We start from the raw sequence: 21,378 nt of genomic DNA, 5'->3' as shown, positions 1-21,378 counted from the left end.
TGGTCAGTGGTTAGGATTCCTCTCGTTCACGGCAACCCCCCATCGGGGGCGCGAACAACTCGGGGCTATAGCTCAGTTGGTAGAGCGCTTGCATGGCATGCAAGAGGTCAGGAGTTCGATTCTCCTTAGCTCCACGAGTGCGAGGGCGAAGTGTGTCCGCGGAAAGCGCGGACGGCTTCGCTCTCGTCGTTTCTGCTCGGCTTCGCCTCGCGTGGCGGGGGCTTCGCCACCCGCACCCCTTTGCGGGGGCTGCGCCCCGTCGCCCCCGGTGGGCCGGGGCCGTCGTTTTTCTGCGGGGGTTCGGCCCTGGTGCCTCAGGGCACACCCTTGCGGGGCTTCGTCCCTTGCCGCCCCGGTGGGTTGCGGGTCGTCGTTTCGCTGCGGGGTTCGCTTCCGGTGCTCCTTTGTGGGGGCTTCGTGGTCGTGCGGACCGGTGGCCGTCGTTGCTTGTGCGGAATTGACAATCGCCGCAGCCCTTTGTCAGATTCCATGCCTCGTGCCTGGTGAACCCGGGTATCCAGCAGTTGCCTCGGTGCAGCTCCCCGGCCGGGATCACCGACTGGGACTCCAGAGACTTCGGAGAACGTGGCAGAATCGTGACGGCCGGAAGGGGGGAGGCCCGAGGGGAGGGACGTGTGCGATGTCTGCAGGAGTCCTCATCGAGGGCGGTCGGCGGACGATTCGACTGCGCACCCGTTCATCAGCCTGTGCCTCCGCGCGGTCCTCAAGGACCCTGCTCTGCCCGGCTTGTGGTTCATCGAACGTTGCCCAGATGCTCGGCGACAATGGAGGAGTGTCCTACGTGTGCACCGCCTGCGGCCACAGCTGGAGCTGATGCCTGATGGGTGCGCACAGCCGGAAGTGCGACTGGTGTGGCAGCGGAACCCCCATCGTGCGGGACATGGAGCCGGTCAACGCCGCGTTCCAGTACTGGTGTGAGGACTGCGCGCGGGCGCTGATCATAAAGGGCGACCCGATCGAGACGTACCGCGAGTTGGACGGCGAGCCGATCTACGGACGGCTGCTCGACGAGCACTGCACTCTCAAGCGCTTCTACTCCTTCGCGACGGCCTGACGTGCGCTGAACCGTCCCGGTCCGCAACCTCGCGTCTCAGCGGCCCGGTTCGTACGGCGCGGGCTTGCGCAGCGCGCGTACCGCAAGCACGGCGGTCAGGGCGAGGAATCCCAGCCCCGCTGCCGGGTACGCCGCCGAAAGCATCATCTCCCCGGCGTTCTGGTCCAGTTCGGGGCGTACAGGCCCGGTGACGCCGTGCGGTACCAGCCACAGGGCGTACGAGCAGAAGACGAGCGCAGCCGTCCCCGTCAACGTCCGCCAGAGCAGGGCCCGGTGGCGCCGGAGCGTCTCCGTGCCGAGCAGGACGACGAGCGGGATGCACCACACCCAGTGATGCGACCAGGAGACAGGGCTCACCAGCAGTGCGGTGACGGCGCAGGCGACGGCAGCCCATGCCGGCGCGAACGGCAGGCGTCGCTCTCCCGCCGACGCCGCGGCAACAGCCGCGCCCAGCCCGAGCACCACGACGACGCAGGCCACTGCCGCCCACGGCCAGCCCGGGTCGCCGGTGTGCAACAGCCGGGCGAGGACGCCGCGCAGCGACTGGTTGTCCGTGATGTCCGTGTGGCCGACGCGCTCCGACTGGAAGAGAGCGTCGAACCAGAAGCGGCGCGAGTCGTACGGCAGGACGATCGCCCCGAGCAGCACTGTGCCGAGGAATGTTCCTGTGGCGAAGGCTGCTCTTCTCACCGGAGGATTCCACCAACTCGCCGCAGTGCTGCGTTCGTCCGACAGGGAGCGACGCCGCCACTGGATCAGGCCGCACAGCAGGAGGAAAATCACGAACAGTGCCGGTGTGAGCTTGATACCGGCGGCGACGCCGATACCGACCCCAGCCCACCGGTGATCGTTGCGCCGTGACAGGTCCCACAGCACGAGCGTCGCCAGCAGCAGGTTGACCTGGCCATAGCGCAACGTCGTCCACACCGGTTCGCACCACACGGCGAGCGACGCGATCAGCAGTGTGGCCGCAGGGCGCGATGCGCGTGCGGGGCGTCCCAGCAACTTCAGGAACAAGTGGACGAAGGCCACGAGCAGTACGAGGTTCCCCGCCGTCGCCAGCGTGCGCATCGGGGCCACGTCCAGCAGCGTCAGCGGCATGAACAACAGTGCGGCGAAAGGCGGATACGTATTCGGCAGCTGAGCGTAGGTCGCGCGCATCGCATACAGATCGCCGCCCGTGCGCACCGTCCAGCCCTCGGCGCGGTACACCATGAGGTCGATCATGGAGACGCCGGTGAGACGCTGCGCCGTCCAGAACGCGGCGAAGGAACCCAGGCAGAGAAGCGAAGCGACCACTGCCGGACGCCTCAGCAGATACGTCCTGACGAACGCCTGGGACCGGCTCTCTGCGGAATGCTGCAAAGTGCTCACAGCGTGCGGCTCCCGAGTCGTGATCCCTGGACGGCCCGACGACATTACCTGCCGCGCCGCAGACGGACAGGCCCGTGAGTGTGCCGGAATTGGATTTGGCGGAACGTGGCAGAGGCCGTGTAAGGTTGGCGACGCCGCTGCGGGGCCAAACCCTGGCGGACTGATGTACGGGGCTATAGCTCAGTTGGTAGAGCGCTTGCATGGCATGCAAGAGGTCAGGAGTTCGATTCTCCTTAGCTCCACGAGTGCGAGGGCGAAGTGTGTCCGCGGAAAGCGCGGACGGCTTCGCTCTCGTCGTTTCTGCTCGGCTTCGCCTCGCGTGGCGGGGGCTTCGCCACCCGCACCCCCAGCGGGGGCTGCGCCCCCTGTACCCCTTTGCGGGGGCTGCGCCCCCTGCCGCCCCCGGTGGGCCGGGGCCGTCGTTTTTCTGCGGGGGTTCGGCCCTGGTGCCTCAGGGCACACCCTTGCGGGGCTTCGCCCCCTGCCGCCCCCCGGTGGGCCGGGGCCATCGTTTTTCTGTGGGGTTCAGCCGCCCGCACACCCTTTGCGGGGCTGGGCGTCGTGATTTTTCTGCGGGGTTCGGACCCTGTAGCTCAGGGGTGCGGCTTGGTGGGGTGCAGCCTCAGTGCGGCCGTTCCGCAAGGGCCGCGGGTGGTCGGCGTCCGGGGGGATATCCGGGGTGAGGGCCCTCTCCGGCTTGCGGTACCCTGACCGCATGCGTGCCGTACGCCTTCTGCTTAGCCGGCCGCGCTGATCAGTCCCGGTCCGGACCGACACGGTCGGAAGGACCGGAATCGGCGCGGCGTCCCCTCCTGTGCGAGGGGTTTTTTCATTTGTGCTGGCAGGGACGACCCATGGAGCTTTGAGAACGATGACCGAGACGACGACAGCCGCCGAGACCCCGGCCGTTCATCGCTACACGGCGGCACTGGCCGCCGACATCGAGGCACGCTGGCAGGACTTCTGGGAGAAGCAGGGTACGTACGAGGCTCCGAACCCCGGTGACGGGGAACTGGCCGGCGACCCCGAGACGGCGGCGCGGCCCAAGAAGTTCATCATGGACATGTTTCCGTACCCCTCGGGTGCGGGCCTGCACGTGGGGCATCCGCTGGGATACATCGCCACGGACGTCCACGCCCGCTACCACCGGATGACGGGCCACAACGTCCTGCACACCCTCGGCTTCGACGCGTTCGGTCTGCCTGCGGAGCAGTACGCCGTGCAGACGGGCACCCACCCGCGTACCTCCACAGAGGCGAACATCGTCCAGATGAAGGCGCAGCTGCGCCGCCTGGGCCTGGGCCACGACCAGCGCCGGTCCTTCGCGACGATCGACCCGGACTACTACAAGTGGACCCAGTGGATCTTCCTGCAGATCTTCAACTCCTGGTACGACGGCGAGGCGGAGAAGGCACGCCCCATCGAGGAACTGGTCGCCCAGTTCGAGTCCGGTGAACGTGAGACACCGGAGGGCTTCGGGCGCTGGGACGAGCTGAACAGTGTGCAGCGCGCCCAGGTGCTGGGCGAATACCGTCTGGCGTACGCCTCGGACGCCCCCGTCAACTGGTGCCCCGGGCTGGGCACGGTGCTGGCGAACGAGGAGGTCACCGCGGAGGGCCGTTCCGAGCGGGGCAACTACCCCGTCTTCAAGGCCGAACTGCGCCAGTGGAACATGCGCATCACCGCCTACGCGGACCGTCTGCTGTCCGGCCTGGAGGCTCTGGACTGGCCCGAGGCCATCAAGCTGCAGCAGCGCAACTGGATCGGGCGGAGCGAGGGCGCCCGTATCGACTTCCCGCTGGGCGACGGGAAGATCGAGGTGTTCACAACACGTCAGGACACTCTGTTCGGCGCCACCTACATGGTGCTGGCCCCCGAACACCCGCTGGTCGACAGCGTCGTGCCGGTCCAGTGGCCGGAGGGCACGCACGACGTGTGGACAGGCGGGCACGCCGACCCCGCGTCCGCTGTGGCCGCATACCGCGCGCAGGCAGCCGCCAAGTCGGACGTCGAGCGTCAGGCCGAGGCCAAGGACAAGACCGGGGTCTTCACCGGCGCCTACGCGACGAACCCCGTCAGCGGCGAGCGGGTACCGGTCTTCATCGCCGACTACGTGCTGATGGGGTACGGGACCGGCGCCATCATGGCCGTCCCCGCGCACGACCACCGCGACTTCGCCTTCGCGCGCGCCTTCGAGCTCCCCGTGCGCTGCGTGGTGGAGCCTTCGGACGGCCGTGGCACGGACGCCGGCCAGTGGGACGACGCGTTCGTCTCGTACGACGCGAAGATCGTCAACTCCGCCGGGGAAGACGTCACCCTGGACGGTCTGGGTGTGCCCGAGGCCAAGGCCAGGATGACCGAGTGGCTGCAGAGCCGGGGCATCGGGTCCGGCACGGTCAACTACCGGCTGCGCGACTGGCTGTTCAGCCGTCAGCGCTACTGGGGCGAGCCGTTCCCGATCGTGTACGACGAGGAGGGCGTCGCCCACGCGCTGCCCGAGTCGATGCTGCCGCTGCAACTGCCGGAGGTGGACGACTACTCACCGCGCACGTTCGACCCGGACGACTCCGACACGGTGCCCGAGACGCCGCTCTCGCGGAACGAGGAGTGGGTGAACGTCACGCTGGACCTGGGCGACGGCAAGGGCCCGCGGCGTTTCAGGCGTGAGACCAACACCATGCCCAACTGGGCCGGTTCGTGCTGGTACGAGATGCGCTACCTGGACCCGCACAACAGTGAGCGGCTGGTCGACCCTGAGGTGGAGCGCTACTGGATGGGTCCCCGTGAGGGGATGCCGCACGGTGGCGTCGACCTGTACGTGGGCGGTGCCGAACATGCGGTGCTGCATCTGCTGTACGCCCGCTTCTGGTCGATGGTGCTGCACGACCTGGGACACGTCTCGTCCGTCGAGCCGTTCCACAAGCTGTACAACCAGGGCATGATCCAGGCGTACGTCTACAGGGACAGCCGTGGCATCGCCGTACCGGCCGCCGAGGTCGAGGAGCGCGACGGCGCGTACTTCTACCAGGGCGAACGCGTCAGCAGGGTGCTGGGAAAGATGGGCAAATCCCTGAAGAACGCCGTCACACCGGACGAGATCTGCGCGGAGTACGGCGCGGATACGCTGCGGCTGTACGAGATGGCGATGGGCCCGCTGGACGTCTCCCGGCCCTGGGACACCCGCGCAGTCGTGGGCCAGTACAGGCTGCTGCAGCGGCTGTGGCGGAACGTGGTCGACGAGTCGACGGGGGACGTGCGCGTCGTCGCGGGGGAGCCGGACGAGGACACGCTGCGTGCCCTGCACAAGACCGTCGACGGCGTCCGTCAGGATCTGAGCGCCCTGCGCTTCAACACCGCGATCGCCAAGATCACGGAGCTGAACAACCATGTCACCAAGCTGTCCGAGGTCCCGCGCACGGTCGCCGAGAGGCTGCTGCTGCTGATCGCTCCGCTGGCTCCGCACATCGGTGAGGAACTGTGGCGGAAGCTGGGCCACGAGGAGAGCATCGTGTACCAGGACTTCCCGGTGGCCGACCCGGCCTACCTCGTCGACGAGACGGTGACGTGCGTCGTGCAGGTCAAGGGCAAGGTCAAGGCGCGGCTGGAGGTCTCGCCCTCGATCTCGGAGGCGGACCTGGAGGCGCAGGCGCTTGCCGAGCCCGCGATCGTCGGAGCGCTGGGCGGCGCGGGAATCCGGAAGGTGATCGTCCGGGCTCCGAAGCTGGTGAACGTCGTACCCGCGTAGCCGTTCGGCGGCCCCTCGGGGCGGGGGCGACCCCTACGGGAACGCTGCGGGGCCGGTCCGGGTTCTGAGGAACGCCGGGACGGCCCCGGCCGTTTACGCTTGTGAGGGAACGGCCCGTTGCGGACGGACGAAGGAGCGCTCGTGGAATTCGTCATCGGCGTACTGGCGCTGCTCTTCGTGCTGTTCGTGACATTCGGCGTCATCGCCGCAGTGCGCGTCACGCGGGCAGTGCAGCGGGGCGTGGAACGCACCGGCGAGCAGGTCCGCCGGACCGTCGAGGAGACCACGCTGCGCGCGAAGAGCGCGCAGCCCGGGGCGGTGGGGGAGCTGGCCCGTAAGCGTCTTGAGCTGCGCGCCTCCATCGACGGCACACGCCGCGCGTTGGAGGCGGACGTCAGCAGGGACCCTTCGCTCCAGGAAGCCGTCGGCCTGCTGAACAGGCTGCACGACCACGCGCGGCAGCTGGACGGTGAGCTGCGGCTGCTGATGGAGAAGGAACCCGACAAGGCCCGGACTGCCGCGCTGCTGCCCGACGTTCGGGAACGGGTCGCCCAGATCAGGGAGTCTGCGGAGTCGCTGCGTTTCGCTGCGCAGGACCGTGCGCGACAGCACGACGCCGAGGGACTCGGCGCGCTGCGCCGGCAGATCGAGATCGAGTCGGGTGCCCTGCGTCATTGGCAGGAAGCAGAGCGGGCAGGCCACGAGGTCGGCGAGGTCCGTGAGCAGCGGGGAGAGCATCCGCGTCTCGACAAGGGCCGTCCGCAAAGCGCCTCGTGAGACGGCGGTAGCCTCCCTCCATGTCCCGCACCACGTCCCACCACGTGTCCCGCCGGGTGGCGATCGTCACCGACTCCACGGCCTACCTGCCGCCGGCGGCGCTGGACCGTCACAACATCGACGTCGTGCCGCTGACCGTGGTGCTCGGGGGCCAGGCTCTCGAAGAGGGCACCGAGATCTCGGCCCGCTCGCTGGAGGAGGCGCTGCGCGAGCGGCGGGCGGTGACGACCTCCCGTCCGAGCCCCGCGGTCTTCGCCGAGACCTACCGGGCCGCCGCCGAGGCCGGTGCCGAGGGGATCGTCTCGCTGCATCTGTCCGGGGAGATCTCAGGAACGTACGACGCGGCAGTGCTCGCTGCGCGGGACGCCCCGGTACCTGTACGGGTCGTGGACAGCGGTCTGGTCGCCATGGCGCTGGGGTTCTGCGCGCTGGAGGCAGCCGAGACGGCCGCGGCGGGAGGCTCCCTGGAGGAGGCCGTGGCGGCTGCGGAGAAGCGGGCAGAGGGAATGTCCGCCTACTTCTATGTCGACACGCTCGACTACCTGCGGCGGGGCGGGCGGATCGGTGCGGCGGCGAAGCTGCTCGGTTCGGCGCTGGCCGTCAAGCCGCTGCTGGAGCTGGTGGACGGGCGGATCGCGATGCTGGAGAAGGTGCGTACGGCGTCCAAGGCCATCGCCCGCCTGGAGGAACTCGCGGTGGAGCGGGCGGGCGACGCCCGGGTCGACATCGCCGTGCACCACCTCGCTGCGCAGCAGCGGGCGGAGGAGCTCGCCGAGCGGCTGCGCGAACGCGTGCCGGGGCTGGGCGAGCTGCACGTGAGCGAAGTGGGTGCGGTGATCGGAGCACATACGGGACCGGGACTGCTGGGGGCTGTGGTGTCGCTCAGGTGAGTGACGCACTTGTCCACAACTGGCTGGTTATCCCCGGGAATTGACCAAGATCACATAGTTCTCCGCTGGATGCCTACCGTCCATCGGCATGAGCATTCGATCCCGTTCCCGTCGGACCCCTCGTCCTGCCCGTCCGGCCCGTCCGCCTCGCGGGCCGTTGCTGCGCTCCCGGGCTCGTGCCCGGCCTCGGCCCTCCTCGGCACCGTCCCCGTCCACGGGCGCGGCCGCGTCCTCTCGCGCCTTCCGGTCCTCCAGGCCGCCGCGTGTCCGGGGCGGGGCGGCGCCGCCGGGGCGCGCGCGTCCCGTCCGGAGGCGATTCGTCTCCGGCGTCTGCAACTCCCGCGGGCCGGAGGGCATGGAGGAGCCGGGGCGGACGGGCGGGGTCGGGGAGCGCGCTGCGGCACTGCTGGACGAGGCCGCCCGGGCTTCCTCACGGCAGATCTCCGCGGATGCGCCCGCCGCGAGGAAGGCCGCACCGGCCACACGAGGATTCGCGGGGGACGAAGGGTCAGGGGGCGCAGTCCCCGGAGGGGAGTCTCCTCGCCCGCCGCTTCCAGTCCGGCGGCGACCGCAGTCAGGCCGGGGTGAGGCCGGGCACGGACCTGACAGGCATGGGCGTGACGGTGGGCTGGAGGCCGGCGCGACGCGGCCGGGGATCCGTGGGCCCCATCCGGGCAGCCCCGCTGCCGGCCCGGTGCCCGATGCCGAGACGCCGTCGGTCGCGGGGCTCGACCCTCCGGAAGCGGCCTCCCCTTCGGGTGGCTGTCCGGGCGGTGCACCGCCCGAAGGGGCGGCTGCTGCCGGAGTGAAGGTCCTGTCCCGGGCCGCTGCCGTGGCCTCCGCGAGGGACGCCGTACGGCGGGGGAGGGCCCGGCGTACGACGGCGGCGCCGGGCAGGCAGGAGCCGCCCGTGTCCAGGCCGGATGCCGTCGGATTCCCGGCCCGGACGCCGTCGGCGCGTGCTCACGCCCTGGGAAGGGGAGGCACGGAGACGGCGGGACCCGGGACTTCTCCTGCCGCCGCTGGGAGAGGCGGAGCGGAGGAGAGCGGAGCCGCCGGGACCGGGCCGGCCTCTCCCCGCCGTGACGGGCTCGTGCTCGCCCTGCGTGAACGACTGCCGTTGTGGGTTCAGCTGCGGTGCGGGACGGAGCTGCGCACGCTGATCGTCCTGGGGGTCGTGCTGGTCGTGGCTGTCGGGTTCGGCGTGCGGCACTTCCTGGCGGGGCGTCCCGGCGAGGTGCGGGCGCCGGAGGCCCAGAGCGCCCCTGCCTCGTCGGCCGGGGGAGACGAGAACGCGGCGCCGAACGGGCAGGCGAAGGGTGCAGGGGGCCCGGACACGTCCGGCAGGCGGCTCGTGGTGGATGTCGCGGGAAAGGTCCGCAAGCCAGGCATCTACCGGTTGCCGAACGGAGCGCGGGTCGCCGACGCGCTCGAATCGGCAGGCGGAGTGCGGCCCGGTACGGACGTCAGTGGCCTCAACCGGGCCCGGCGCCTCGTCGACGGTGAGCAGATCGTCGCGGGCGGAGCGGGCAAACCGGGCAAGGGTGCCGGTGCCGGGGCCGGTGCGGCGTCGGCAGGAGGTGGCGCGGGTGCTGGGGGTGACGCCGCGTCAGGACAGCCCGTGAGTCTCAACTCCGCGACGGCCGAACAACTGGAGACGCTGCCCGGAGTGGGCCCCGTCCTCGCCCAGCACATTCTCGAATACAGGGAGGAGAACGGCGGATTCACGTCCGTCGACCAGTTGCAGGACGTCAACGGGATCGGCGAACGCCGCTTTGCCGACATCCAGCCGAGGGTCAGTCCGTGAACGGAACGCGGGCAGCCCCGGCCCGGCGGTCGACGGCGCCCGGAGCCCGTACGGGGACGCCCTCGGGCGGGGACTCGCCCTCCCGGGAGGTGCCGGCCGACCTGCGACTGGTCCCGCCCGCTCTCGCCGCCTGGGCGGCGGCCGCCCTGGCGCTGGGCGTTTCCGGAACGGTGGCCTCACTGGGGGTGGCTGCTTGTGCCGGGAGTGCAGGACTGCTGCTCGCCCGGGGGAGAGCAGGACGCACGAGGGGGACGGCACGGAGCACATGTGCGCCCTTCCTCGCGACCACCGCTGCCCTCACGCTGCTGAGCGCTGCCGCCGGCGGCGCTGTCGCCGCCCTGCACGCGGCGGACCTCCGCCGTGGTCCGCTGCCCCGCCTGGCGGACGAGCACGCCCGGGTGACGCTCGAACTGACCGTCACGGGGGATCCTCGCCGCATGCGCCCCCGCGTGCACGGTGCCCAACAGGCCCCGGCCGCACTGCTCTTCGAGGCCGAGGCCACCCGTGTCACTGCGCGGGGCCCGGTGGGGCGCGCGACGCCGTCCGGACGGGCGGATTCCGGGGGAGGGGTCGCAAGAGAGGGAGGAGCCACGGGGGAGGGAGGGCCGCTCACCCGCACCGTCCGGACGCCTGTACTCGTCATCGTCCGGGAGCGGGACGGACAGGGCACGGCGAAGTGGCTGCGGCTGCTCCCGTCGACAGGGCTGCGCCTCGACGCCGCACTCCTCCCTCCCTCCCGCACCGGACACGGTCAGGACATCGCGGCAGTGGTCCGCGCCCACGCCGACGGGCCTCCACCGGTCTTCAGGAAGGCCTCCACCGCACAGCGCACCGCCGGCAGCCTGCGTGCGGGGCTCCGCGAGGCCACCGAGGACCTCGGCGGCGACGCCCGCGGTCTGTTGCCCGGCCTGGTCGTCGGCGACACCTCACGTCTGCCTCCCGGCCTGGAGGCCGCCTTCCGCACCACTGACATGACGCATCTGCTGGCGGTCAGCGGCGCCAACCTGACGATCATGCTGGCCGTGCTCATCGGCCCGCCCGGCACCGCTCATCTCGCCGAGCGGCGCGGCCTCGCCCCGCGGCTGGGCATCTCGTTGCGCGGCACGGCCGCACTCGGGGCGCTGCTCACCCTGGCCTTCGTCGTCGTCTGCCGTCCCGAACCGAGCGTCATACGGGCTGCCGCCTGCGGGCTGATCACACTGCTCGCCCTGGTCACCGGGCGGCGGCGCTCCCTGCTGCCCGCCCTCGCGGCCGCCGTGCTGCTGCTCGTACTGATCGACCCCTGGCTCGCTCTCGACTTCGGCTTCCTGCTGTCCGTACTCGCCACCGGGGCGCTGCTCACTCTCGCGCCCCGCTGGAGCGCGGCTCTGCGGCACAGAGGCTGCAACGGTCGTCTTGCCGAGGCGCTGGCCGCCGCCGGTGCCGCGCAGACCGTCTGCGCCCCGGTGGTTGCCGTGCTCGCCGCGCACGTCAGTCTGGTCGCCGTCCCCTGCAATCTGCTGGCCGAATTCGCGGTCGCCCCGGCAACCGTGCTCGGCTTCGCGGCTCTCGCGGCGGCGCCGTTCGCGATGCCGCTCGCCAAGGTCGCGGCCTGGGGCGCCAGTTGGCCAACGGAAGGCATCGCCGCACTGGCCCGCACCGGCGCGGATCTGCCCGGAGCGGAGATCAGCTGGCCGGGCGACTGGGGCGGCGCCCTGCTGCTCGCGGTGCTGCTGGTGGCGGTGGTGCTTCTCGGTACCCGGTTCGAGCCGGCCCGCCGGCCGTGGCTGTGTGCGGCGTGCGTGCTGGTTCTGCTGATCGCGCTGACCCGTCCGGTGCCTCTGGTCCGGCCGTTCACCGGCTGGCCGCCGTCCGACTGGCGGGCAGTGGCGTGCGACGTAGGGCAAGGGGACGCGCTGGCTCTGGCCGCGGGCCAGGACGGTACGGCCGTGGTCGTCGACGCGGGGCCGGACCCGGATGCGGTGGACGACTGCTTGCGTGCGCTTGACGTTTCAGCTGTCCCGCTGCTCGTCCTCACCCACTTCCACGCCGACCACGTCGCCGGTCTGCCAGGCGTGCTGAAAGGACGGGAAGTGGGAGCCATCCAGACGACGTCGTACGAAGAGCCGCCCGGCCAGGCCGAGTTCGTGCACCGCACCGCCCGGGAGAGCGGTGTGCCCGTCATCGGTGCGACAGCGGGTGAACGCCGGAGGGCGGGGGATCTGACGTGGCGGGCCCTGTGGCCGCTGCCGAGAACGGGACCCACGGGAGCACAGCCCGAGGGCGCCAACGATGCCAGCATCACCCTGCTCTTCCGCGCCCGCGGCATGAGGCTGCTGCTGCCCGGAGACCTCGAACCGGACGCTCAGCGCAGGCTGTTGACGGCCTATCCCCGGTTGCCGCCCGTGGACGTTCTGAAGGTCGCCCACCACGGCTCTGCCTACCAGTATCCGCCGCTGCTCGCTCAGGTCCGTCCGCGCATCGCTCTGATCTCCGCGGGGGCGGACAACCCGTACGGGCATCCGGCGCCGCGAACGCTCACCGCGCTCCGCTCGGCCGGTGCCCTTGTGAGACGTACCGACCGCAACGGTGCGCTGGCTGTCACGGATACGCGGATACGGGGGAGCGCGCCGCAGGGCGACGGCGCACCGGCGGTCGTCGTGCAGCGCGAGGAACGGCGGGAAGAGCCACGCGGGCAACCGCCACCGGCGCCTCCCTTACCCGACGGGTAATCGACGGCGTGCTGCGGCGATGCGCAGCATGTGGGCAACGGATGCGGACGGAAGGGAACCCTAATGCAGAGCAGCACCACGGAGAGTTCGGAAGGAGCTGTGGCGAACGTCGGCCTCACTGCGGCCGGTGGCGGACGGCCGGAGGGGGGCTGGAGCACGGACAGTACCCGTGCCGTCGTCGAGCAGTTCCTGCAACGGCTGGGGGAGGGTGATCCGGAGCGCGTGGCGGCTCTGTTCGCAGAGCGGGTCGACTGGATGATCGCGGAGAATCCGGCGGTGCCCTGGATGCGCCCACGTTCCACGCGAGAGGACGTTGCCGGCCACTTCGCGGAACTCGCCGCGGGCACCCTCCCCGAGGAGGCCGGGAACACGGTGGAGGCCGTGATCGTGGCGGGCGGGGAGGCGGTGGTGACGGGCAGGCTCAGCGGTGCCGTACGGGCCACGGGCAAGCGGTTCGAATCTCCCTTCGCCCTGCGGCTGGTGGTCGAGGACGGCCTGATCACGACCTACCGCGTCTACGAGGACAGCCTGGCCGTGGCAGCCGCCTTCGCAGTCTGACGGGAGGAGGACAGCGGGACGGTCACGCAGAGGATCACCGGACGGCCGCCGCCGAGGCAGCAGCCGTCGTCCGGATCACCGGGCTCGCGCGAATGCGCCGGCCGTCCCGGCTGCCGCATGCTTCCCGGCCGTTCGCACCGTCACGAGCGTGCGATCCCGCCCGGGACGGACGTGACGCCTGGTCTGATACGGAGCAGGTGCAGGTACATGGTGGTGACGTCGTGGACGGCGTCCTCGTACGCGTCCGGATCGGCGGCGACCAGCCCGGCCCAGGTCGTCGACATCGCCCCGACGGCGCGTGCCAGCGAGAGGGGGTCGACGACGGGGTCGGCCTGGCCGGCGTCCGCCAGCCTCCGTACATATCTGGCGTGCCGGTGCAGCGGCCGGCGCTGGAGCTCCGACCACAGGCCGGCCACCTCCTCGTCGTCGAGTGCCCGCTGCTCGAAGAGCCCCAGCAGCGGCAGGTGCCGGGCATAGGCGGCGATGAAGGCGCCGACGGAGGCCCGGGCCACGGCGTAGGGGTCGTCCGGGTCCGTCCCCGGGACCTCCTGTGCGGTGAGGAAGGCGTCGCGCACCTGCCACGCGAGCACTTGGAAGACTTCTGCCTTCGAGGCGAAGTAGACGTAGAAGGCGGCCCGTGAGAGCCCTGCTTGCGCCGTGATGGCGGCGATGGTCGTCGGCCCGTACCCCCGCTGGGCGAAGACGTGCCCCGCGGCCTCCAGGAGGAGCGCACGCGTGTGGGCGTCCCGCCGGTCGTGCTTGGTCCTTGTCGCCCATGGCTGCTGTTGTCGTGGTGCCACGCGGGGAGCATATTGACGTTGACGCCGGTGTCAATAAAGATGACGGCACCGGATCGGGGAAATCCGCTCGCAGCACACCGAACACCGAACGCCGAACACCGAACACAGCCCACCGAATTCAGCACTCGGCACTCGGCGCACCGGGCACCCGACAGGCCACGATGCGCGGGGCACGACGGGTGCAGCGCACGGAGTGCGCGGGGAGACGGAGTGCGCGGGGAGGACGTATGGGATCAGCGGCCGTGCTCGTCGCCAACCGAGGAGAGGCCGCCGTACGCGTGCTGCGCGGCGCGGCAGAGGCGGGGCTGCGTACGGTCGCCGTCCACGCGTCCGACGATGCCGGGTCACTCCATGCTCAACTCGCCCATGAGAGCTACGCGTTGAAGGGCTCCGGACCGACCGCGTACCTGGACGCCGCAGAGCTGCTGGCCGTCGCGGAACGGGCCGGCTGCGGGCTCCTGCACCCGGGCTGGGGCTTTCTCAGCGAACGGGCCGACTTCGCACGCCGCTGCGCCGACCGCGGGATCACCTTCGTCGGGCCCGGCCCCGAGGCGCTCGCTCTGCTCGGTGACAAGGCGCGGGCCCGCGCGCTCGCGCAGAAGTGCGGTGTTCCCGTGCTGCCGGGCACCACCGGCCCGACCACGCTCGAGGAGGCCCGCGCCTTTCTGGGTGCACTGGGCCCCGGCGGCGGGCTGATGGTCAAGGCGCTGGCCGGGGGAGGCGGCCGGGGCATGCGCGAGGTGCGGCCCGAGAGCAGCGGAGCCCCGGTGGGGGACGGTCCGCCGACGCAGGGCGGCGCCCCGCCGCTGCGGGGGCCGGAAGGGCGGGAGCCGCTGGCCGATGCCTGGGAGCGCTGTGCATCCGAGGCCCGGAAAGCCTTCGGCTGCGGCGAGTTGTACGTCGAACGGCTGCTCACCGGTGCCCGTCACATCGAAGTGCAGATCGCGGGCGACTCCACCGGCCACCTGGTGCATCTGTGGGAGCGGGACTGCAGCGTGCAATTGCGGCACCAGAAGCTGATCGAAACGGCTCCGGCCCCTGGGCTCGACCCCGCCGTGCGGGAACGGCTGCTCGACGCGTCGGAACGGATGGCCGGCGAGGTCGGCTACCGGGGCCTGGGCACCTTCGAATTCCTCGTCGACGGTGAGGAGTTCTACTTCCTGGAGGCCAATCCGCGGCTCCAGGTCGAGCACACCGTCACGGAGGAGATCACCGGCGTCGACCTGGTGGCGCTCCAATTCGCCCTCGCCGCAGGGGAGTCGCTCGCCTCGCAGGGCCTGAGCGGCCCGCCGCCGCCACGCGGCCACGCCGTACAGGTGCGGGTGAGCGCCGAGTCCCCCGGCCGTCTGCACCGCTTCGAGCCTCCCTGCGGTCCCGGCGTACGCGTCGACGCGGGGGTGCGGTGCGGCCAGGAGCCCGCCGGTGCCTACGACCCGCTGCTGGCCAAAGTCGTAGTGCACGCCCGGCACTTCACCACCGCGGCGGAACGGGCGTGGCGCGCCCTGGACGAGTTCCAGATCGAGGGCGTACGCACGGGCATACCGCTGCTCCGTACGCTCCTCCGGCAGCCCGAGTTCCTCGAAGGCCGCACCGACACGGGGTTCGCGGAACGGCACGCCGCCCTCCTGCCGCCCCCGGTCGCCGACTCCTGCATCCCGGCCGGCGACCCCGCCGACGGGTATGCCGCCCGCGCGCCTCACGCGGGCACCGTTGTCTCTCTGGACGTGCGGCCCGGGGAAGGGGTGCGGGAGGGGCAGCAGCTCGCCGTTCTCGAAGCGATGAAGATGGAGCACGTCGTACGTGCCCCGGCCGGCGGTGTGGTGCGTGGGGTCGGTGTGGCCGTCGGCGACACCCTCGCCGCGGGGGCCCCGGTCGTGCTCCTGGACCCGGCCGGCGCCGCGGAGCCCGTGCACCTGGAGGAGCGGGCGGCCGACCCCGACGCCGTACGCGCAGACCTCGCCGAAGTCGTCGCCCGCCACCACGCCGGCCTGGACGAGGCACGCCCCGAGGCGGTCGCCGCCCGCCACGAACGCGGGCGCCGTACAGCGCGGGAGAACCTGGCCGACCTGTGCGACGAGGGCAGCTTCACCGAGTACGGGGCGCTGGCCCTGGCCGCGCAGCGCCGCAGCCGCACCCTCGACGACCTGATCGCGAACACTCCCGCCGACGGCCTTGTCGCCGGCACCTGCACCGTCAACGCGGACGTCTTCGGTCCGGAGAACGCCGACTGCGTCGCCCTCAGCTACGACTACACGGTCCTGGCCGGAACGCAGGGCCACATGAACCACCGCAAGACCGACCGTCTGCTGGAGATCGCCGAGCGCCGGCGCGCTCCCGTCGTCCTCTTCGCGGAGGGCGGCGGCGGACGTCCCGGCGACACCGACTCGACAGCCGTCGCCGGACTCGACATCGGCACGTTCCACCAGATGGGGCGGCTCAGCGGCCTCGTGCCTCTGGTGGGCATCGCCTCCGGCTACTGCTTCGCGGGCAACGCGGCGCTGCTGGGCTGCTGCGACGTCGTCATCGCCACCCCCGGGGCGAGCATCGGCATGGGCGGTCCCGCCATGATCGAAGGAGGCGGGCTGGGCCGTCACCACCCCTCCGAGGTCGGTCCGGTCGACGTCCACTCGGCCAACGGCGTCATCGACGTCACCGCGGCGGACGACGCCGACGCGGTCCGCACGGCACGCCGCTATCTGGCTTATTTTCAGGGCCCGACGAGCGACTGGACGGCCCCCGACCAGCGTCTGCTGCGGCACGTCGTACCGGAGAACCGCCGTCGCGCGTACGAGGTGCGCGAGGCGGTCGAAGGGCTGGCCGACACCGGCTCGGTGATGGAGCTGCGCCGGGGCTTCGGTGCCGGGATCGTCACCGCCCTGATCCGGATCGAGGGCCGTCCCATGGGCCTGATCGCCAGCAATCCGTCCCATCTCGGCGGCGCCGTCGACAGCGACGCGGCCGACAAAGCGGCCCGCTTCCTCCAGCTGTGCGACGCCTTCGGACTGCCGGTCGTCTCACTCTGTGACACTCCCGGCTTCATGGTCGGCCCGGAATCCGAACGCACCGCCACCGTCCGGCACTTCGCCCGGCTGTTCGTCACGGGAGCCAATCTGTCGGTACCCGTGTGCGCCCTGGTGCTGCGCAAGGCGTACGGGCTGGGCGCGATGGCGATGTTCGGCGGATCGACGCGTGTTCCGGTCGCCACCGGCGCATGGCCCAGCGGCGAGATCGGCGCGATGGGCCTGGAGGGTGCGGTACGGCTGGGCCACCGACGTGAACTCGAGAAGATCACCGACCCCGCGGAACGTGAACGCGCCTTCCGGGAACGCGTGGACGAGCTCTACGTCAAGGGCAAGGCGCTCAACGCCGCCACGGTCCTGGAGATCGACGACGTCATCGACCCCGCCGACAGCCGCAGCTGGATCACCGCCGCCTTCCGGGGCCACTTCCGGGAGGGCCGGCACGACGGGCCGGTGCGGCGGGACGGCAAGCGGCGCCCGTACGTGGACACCTGGTAACGGCCGTCACCCGCGAGGAACCGCGCAGGACGGCAGCACTGTCGATCCGCTCACTCCCTCTCCAGCCAACCCTCGTACTCGCCGGCGAGCGCGTCCAGCAGCTGCGGGTCGTAACGCCCCTGCGGGGCTTCGAGGACGACGAGCCACTGCGCGTCCTCGGCGTCGTCCTCCCCGGCGAGCTCCTCGCGCACCAGCTGCGGTTCCTCGTGCGGTCCCGCGAAGCGGTTCTTCAGCTCCTCGGCGGCCTCCTCGGCCGATTCCCGGTCGGGCAGCACCAGGATGTGTCGTACGTCAGTCACCCCTGCATTCTGCGGCAGCAGGAAGTGTCAGTCCGCCGTGGGATGCTGTTCGGCGATGGCTGGTACGCGCAAGACGACGACGGACGACCCGCTGGCCCCCGTGACGCTGGCCGTGGGGCAGGAGGAGCTGCTGCTCGACCGTGCGCTGCGGGAGGTGATCACGGCGGCGCGTGCGGCCGACGCCGACACCGACGTGCGCGAGCTCGCGGCGGCGGAGCTCCAGCCGGGCACGCTGGCCGAGTTGACCAGTCCCTCGCTCTTCGCCGAGCGCAAGGTCGTGGCCGTACGGAACGCCCACGACCTGTCGGCGGACACCGTCAAGGACGTGAAGGCGTACATGGGAACTCCTGCCGAGGAGATCACCCTTGTGCTGCTCCATGCGGGAGGCCCCAAGGGCAAGGGCCTGCTGGATGCGGCCCGCAAGGCGGGTGCGCGCGAGGTGGCCTGCGCGAAGCTGACGAAGCCCGCCGACCGTCTCGCTTTCGTACGAGGCGAGTTCCGTCGGCTGGGCCGCTCCGCGACGCCCGAGGCCGCGCAGGCCCTGGTCGATTCCGTCGGCAGCGACCTGCGTGAACTGGCTTCCGCATGCGCCCAGTTGACTGCGGACGTGGAGGGTGTCATCGACGACGCGGTCGTGGCGCGCTACTACACGGGCCGCGCCGAGGCCTCCAGCTTCGCCGTCGCGGACCGTGCGGTGGAGGGCCGGGCGGCGGAGGCGCTGGAGACCCTGCGCTGGGCGCTGCACACGGGTGTCGCACCGGTGCTGCTCACCAGCGCGCTGGCTCAGGGCGTACGGAGCATCGGCAAGCTCGCCTCGGCGCCGCGCGGCATGCGCCCCGGGGACCTCGCGCGTGAACTGGGCATGCCGCCATGGAAGATCGACCGGGTGCGGCAGCAGATGCGCGGCTGGTCGGCGGACGGCGTCTCGACAGCGCTCCGTGCGGTGGCTGCCGCGGACGAAGCGGTCAAGGGCGGCGGCGAGAACCCGGAGTACGCCCTCGAACAGGCCGTGATCACAGTGGCGAAGGCGGCCCGTCCCCGCTGACGGGCACTGCCGACCTCCACCCCGCCGACGGAGGTTTCCTGGCCCCTCCGAGCCCGCCAGGCCCGCCCGGGTGCGCGGGCCCGACCGCGCACCCGGACACGCCCCGCCCAGCCGCTCAGCGAACGCGAAAGGTCCCGCAGTGCTTGGGGAAAGCACTGCGGGACCTTCGTCTGTTCAGGGATCGCGAGGCGATCACCGGCGCCGCACCCGCGTGGCGAACGCAGGCCGCGTGCGGCGCGTATTCACGTGTGAGACATCACGCTGTGAAGCAGCCGGTACGGACGGAGTGAGAGGGCCCGTCGAGTCGCACCGGCCGGGGGCGGTCTCAGCCCTTGAGGGAGGAGACCCGCTGCGCGAGCGCGGACTTCTTGTTCGCCGCGTTGTTCTTGTGCAGCACGCCCTTGCTGACGGCCTTGTCGAGCTTGCGGCTCGCCACGCGCTGGGCCTCGCCGGCCTTCTGCGCGTCGCCGGCGGCAACGGCCTCGTGAGTACGGCGGATCGCCGTCTTGAGCTCGGACTTGACCGCCTTGTTGCGCTGACGCGCCTTCTCGTTGGTCTTGATCCGCTTGATCTGGGACTTGATGTTCGCCACGAAGAAATGCCTTTACGGGTTCGGTGATGAGGCGTTCCATACCACCGTGGACTCCTGCCAGAGCGCACGAGGCACAGTGGGCCAGGCTACCAGCAGGCCCTCCCGCCTCCCAATCCGGCTCCGCCCCCTCGCTCATGGGACGATGGAGGCTGCGAATCGCCAGAGAGCCTCCCCGGAGCGCTTCCCTCCGCCAGACCGACAGACCCGACAGGACACTGCGTGCCCGCCACCCCATCGAACGTGCCGGAGCCGAGCCGCACCGACCCGGCGCTGATCCGAAACTTCTGCATCATCGCGCACATCGACCACGGCAAGTCGACGCTCGCCGACCGGATGCTCCAGCTCACCGGCATCGTCGACGACCGGCTGATGCGTGCCCAGTACCTCGACCGGATGGACATCGAGCGCGAGCGCGGCATCACGATCAAGTCCCAGGCCGTGCGCATGCCCTGGGCGCCGACCGGCGCCCAGGACACCCCGCACATCCTGAACATGATCGACACCCCAGGGCACGTCGACTTCACCTACGAGGTCTCCCGCTCCCTCGCCGCCTGCGAGGGGTGCCTGCTGCTGGTCGACGCGGCGCAGGGCATCGAGGCGCAGACCCTCGCCAACCTCTACCTGGCGATGGAGCACGACCTCACGATCATCCCGGTGCTCAACAAGATCGACCTGCCGGCGGCGCAGCCCGAGAAGTTCGCGGCGGAACTCGCCCACCTCATCGGATGCGACGTGGACGACGTGCTGAAGGTCTCCGCGAAGACCGGCGAGGGCGTCGAGGAGCTGCTGGACGAGGTCGTCAGGCAGGTCCCGCAACCGGTGGGCGACGCCGGCGCACCGCCCCGCGCGATGATCTTCGACTCGGTCTACGACGCCTACCGGGGCGTGGTCACCTACATCAAGGTCGTCGACGGGCAGCTCGGCAAGCGCGAGCGCATCAGGATGATGTCCACGGGCGCCACGCACGAACTGCTGGAGATCGGCACCAACTCGCCGGAGATGACGGTGGCCGACGGCCTCGGCGTCGGCGAGGTCGGCTATCTGATCACGGGTGTGAAGGACGTCCGCCAGTCCAAGGTCGGCGACACGGTGACCCACTTCACCAAGGGCGCCGAGCAGGCACTCCCCGGTTACAAGGACCCGAAGCCGATGGTCTTCTCCGGTCTGTATCCGCTGGACGGCTCCGACTATCCCGAGCTGCGCGACGCCCTGGACAAGCTGCAGCTGAACGACGCGGCGCTGACGTACGAGCCGGAGAACTCCGTGGCGCTCGGCTTCGGCTTCCGCGTCGGCTTCCTCGGGCTGCTGCACCTGGAGGTGATCAGGGAGCGGCTGGAGCGTGAATTCGGGCTCGACCTGATCGCCACGGCTCCGAACGTCGTCTACCGCGTGGAGATGGAGGACGGCACCGAGCACGTCGTCACCAATCCGAGCGAGTTCCCCAGCGGGAAGATCGACAAGGTCCACGAGCCGGTCGTGCGGGCGACGCTCATCGCTCCCAGCGAGTTCGTCGGGGCGATCATGGAGCTGTGCCAGTCGCGGCGCGGGGCGCTGCAGGGCATGGACTACCTGTCCGAGGAGCGGGTCGAGCTGCGTTACACGCTGCCGCTGGCAGAGATCGTCTTCGACTTCTTCGACGCCCTGAAGTCCCGCACCCGCGGCTATGCCTCGCTCGACTACGAGCCCACGGGCGAGCAGAGCGCCGACCTCGTCAAGGTCGACATCCTGCTCCAGGGCGACCAGGTGGACGCCTTCTCCGCGATCGTCCACAAGGAGAAGGCGTACTCCTACGGCTCCCGGATGGCCAACAAGCTGCGTGAACTCATCCCGCGCCAGCAGTTCGAGGTGCCCATCCAGGCCGCGATCGGCGCCCGGGTCATCGCACGTGAGACGGTCCGTGCGATCCGCAAGGACGTCCTCGCGAAGTGCTACGGCGGCGACATCTCCCGTAAGCGGAAGCTGCTGGAGAAGCAGAAGGAAGGCAAGAAGCGGATGAAGGTCGTCGGCCGGGTGGAGGTCCCGCAGGAGGCGTTCATCGCGGCGCTCTCCACGGACAGCGGGGCTGCCGACGGGAGCAAGGCGAAAAAGTAGCCGCCGGGGCCTCACCGCTTCGCACTGCGGCACGGAATCATGGAGGGACGGACCGCACCGGTCCGTCCCTCGTGCTTTCCTGAGGAGCCTGTGACG

At 70.9% G+C, this 21,378-nt stretch carries 14 protein-coding genes and 2 tRNA genes; 12 read left to right on the top strand and 4 right to left on the bottom strand.

Annotation, left to right across the window (positions count from 1 at the left end; all coding sequences use genetic code 11):
• Window positions 1–61 precede the first annotated feature (61 nt).
• Window positions 62–134 (top strand) — tRNA-Ala (locus ACFPA8_RS03720).
• A 707-nt stretch (window positions 135–841) separates the two neighbouring features.
• Window positions 842–1,075, top strand: coding sequence for a hypothetical protein (locus ACFPA8_RS03715; RefSeq protein ID WP_028432648.1), 234 nt, complete (start codon window positions 842–844; stop codon window positions 1,073–1,075).
• Between the two features lie 36 nt (window positions 1,076–1,111).
• Here the strand turns inward: ACFPA8_RS03715 and ACFPA8_RS03710 are convergent, their stop codons facing one another.
• On the bottom strand, window positions 1,112–2,449 hold the full coding sequence (locus ACFPA8_RS03710; protein ID WP_386442147.1) for a glycosyltransferase 87 family protein: 1,338 nt from the start codon (window positions 2,447–2,449) through the stop codon (window positions 1,112–1,114).
• A gap of 169 nt (window positions 2,450–2,618) precedes the next feature.
• Here ACFPA8_RS03710 and ACFPA8_RS03705 point away from each other — a divergent pair.
• The 7 genes from ACFPA8_RS03705 to ACFPA8_RS03675 all read left to right on the top strand — a co-directional run bounded on the left by ACFPA8_RS03705 (window position 2,619) and on the right by ACFPA8_RS03675 (window position 12,937).
• Window positions 2,619–2,691: transfer RNA gene (locus tag ACFPA8_RS03705), tRNA-Ala, on the top strand.
• Window positions 2,692–3,320: 629 nt separating this feature from the next.
• Window positions 3,321–6,194, top strand: a complete 2,874-nt coding sequence (leuS, locus tag ACFPA8_RS03700) for a leucine--tRNA ligase (protein WP_386442144.1) — start codon at window positions 3,321–3,323, stop codon at window positions 6,192–6,194.
• 141 nt (window positions 6,195–6,335) lie between these two features.
• Window positions 6,336–6,971, top strand: a complete 636-nt coding sequence (locus ACFPA8_RS03695; protein WP_386442141.1) for a hypothetical protein — start codon at window positions 6,336–6,338, stop codon at window positions 6,969–6,971.
• A gap of 44 nt (window positions 6,972–7,015) precedes the next feature.
• Window positions 7,016–7,861, top strand: a complete 846-nt coding sequence (locus tag ACFPA8_RS03690) for a DegV family protein (protein WP_386442815.1) — start codon at window positions 7,016–7,018, stop codon at window positions 7,859–7,861.
• Window positions 7,862–8,771: 910 nt separating this feature from the next.
• The gene (locus ACFPA8_RS03685; RefSeq protein ID WP_386442138.1) at window positions 8,772–9,668 is read left to right on the top strand and encodes a helix-hairpin-helix domain-containing protein; all 897 of its coding nucleotides are present in this window, start codon (window positions 8,772–8,774) and stop codon (window positions 9,666–9,668) included.
• Window positions 9,665–12,379 carry a ComEC/Rec2 family competence protein gene (locus ACFPA8_RS03680; RefSeq protein WP_386442135.1) on the top strand — a complete coding sequence of 905 codons (2,715 nt, stop codon included), beginning with the start codon at window positions 9,665–9,667 and terminating at the stop codon, window positions 12,377–12,379. Before ACFPA8_RS03685 ends, ACFPA8_RS03680 begins: the two co-directional genes overlap by 4 nt.
• A gap of 63 nt (window positions 12,380–12,442) precedes the next feature.
• Window positions 12,443–12,937: a nuclear transport factor 2 family protein gene (locus ACFPA8_RS03675; protein ID WP_386442132.1), complete on the top strand. Its 495-nt coding sequence runs from the start codon at window positions 12,443–12,445 to the stop codon at window positions 12,935–12,937.
• A gap of 140 nt (window positions 12,938–13,077) precedes the next feature.
• Here ACFPA8_RS03675 and ACFPA8_RS03670 read toward each other — a convergent pair whose 3' ends face one another.
• Window positions 13,078–13,737 carry a TetR/AcrR family transcriptional regulator gene (locus ACFPA8_RS03670; RefSeq protein WP_386442129.1) on the bottom strand — a complete coding sequence of 220 codons (660 nt, stop codon included), beginning with the start codon at window positions 13,735–13,737 and terminating at the stop codon, window positions 13,078–13,080.
• A 227-nt stretch (window positions 13,738–13,964) separates the two neighbouring features.
• On the opposite strand from ACFPA8_RS03670, the gene ACFPA8_RS03665 reads away from it, so the two are divergent.
• A complete protein-coding gene (locus tag ACFPA8_RS03665) occupies window positions 13,965–17,255 on the top strand; it encodes a carboxyl transferase domain-containing protein (protein WP_386442126.1) in 3,291 nt (1,096 codons plus the stop codon).
• A gap of 50 nt (window positions 17,256–17,305) precedes the next feature.
• Here the strand turns inward: ACFPA8_RS03665 and ACFPA8_RS03660 are convergent, their stop codons facing one another.
• Window positions 17,306–17,554 carry a hypothetical protein gene (locus ACFPA8_RS03660; RefSeq protein WP_386442123.1) on the bottom strand — a complete coding sequence of 83 codons (249 nt, stop codon included), beginning with the start codon at window positions 17,552–17,554 and terminating at the stop codon, window positions 17,306–17,308.
• A 55-nt stretch (window positions 17,555–17,609) separates the two neighbouring features.
• Here ACFPA8_RS03660 and holA point away from each other — a divergent pair, with 55 nt between their 5' ends.
• Window positions 17,610–18,599: a DNA polymerase III subunit delta gene (gene holA / locus ACFPA8_RS03655; protein WP_386442120.1), complete on the top strand. Its 990-nt coding sequence runs from the start codon at window positions 17,610–17,612 to the stop codon at window positions 18,597–18,599.
• Window positions 18,600–18,924: 325 nt separating this feature from the next.
• On the opposite strand, the gene rpsT is transcribed toward holA, so the two are convergent.
• Window positions 18,925–19,191: a 30S ribosomal protein S20 gene (gene rpsT / locus ACFPA8_RS03650; RefSeq protein WP_045863331.1), complete on the bottom strand. Its 267-nt coding sequence runs from the start codon at window positions 19,189–19,191 to the stop codon at window positions 18,925–18,927.
• A gap of 219 nt (window positions 19,192–19,410) precedes the next feature.
• Here rpsT and lepA point away from each other — a divergent pair, with 219 nt between their 5' ends.
• Window positions 19,411–21,282 carry a translation elongation factor 4 gene (lepA, locus tag ACFPA8_RS03645; protein ID WP_386442116.1) on the top strand — a complete coding sequence of 624 codons (1,872 nt, stop codon included), beginning with the start codon at window positions 19,411–19,413 and terminating at the stop codon, window positions 21,280–21,282.
• Window positions 21,283–21,378 lie beyond the last annotated feature (96 nt).

This window comes from Streptomyces ovatisporus, assembly GCF_042653885.1.
Classification (GTDB): Bacteria; Actinomycetota; Actinomycetes; order Streptomycetales; family Streptomycetaceae; genus Streptomyces; species Streptomyces ovatisporus.
Note: the sequence above shows the minus strand (reverse complement) of the source record. Positions and strands in the feature narration are given on the sequence as shown.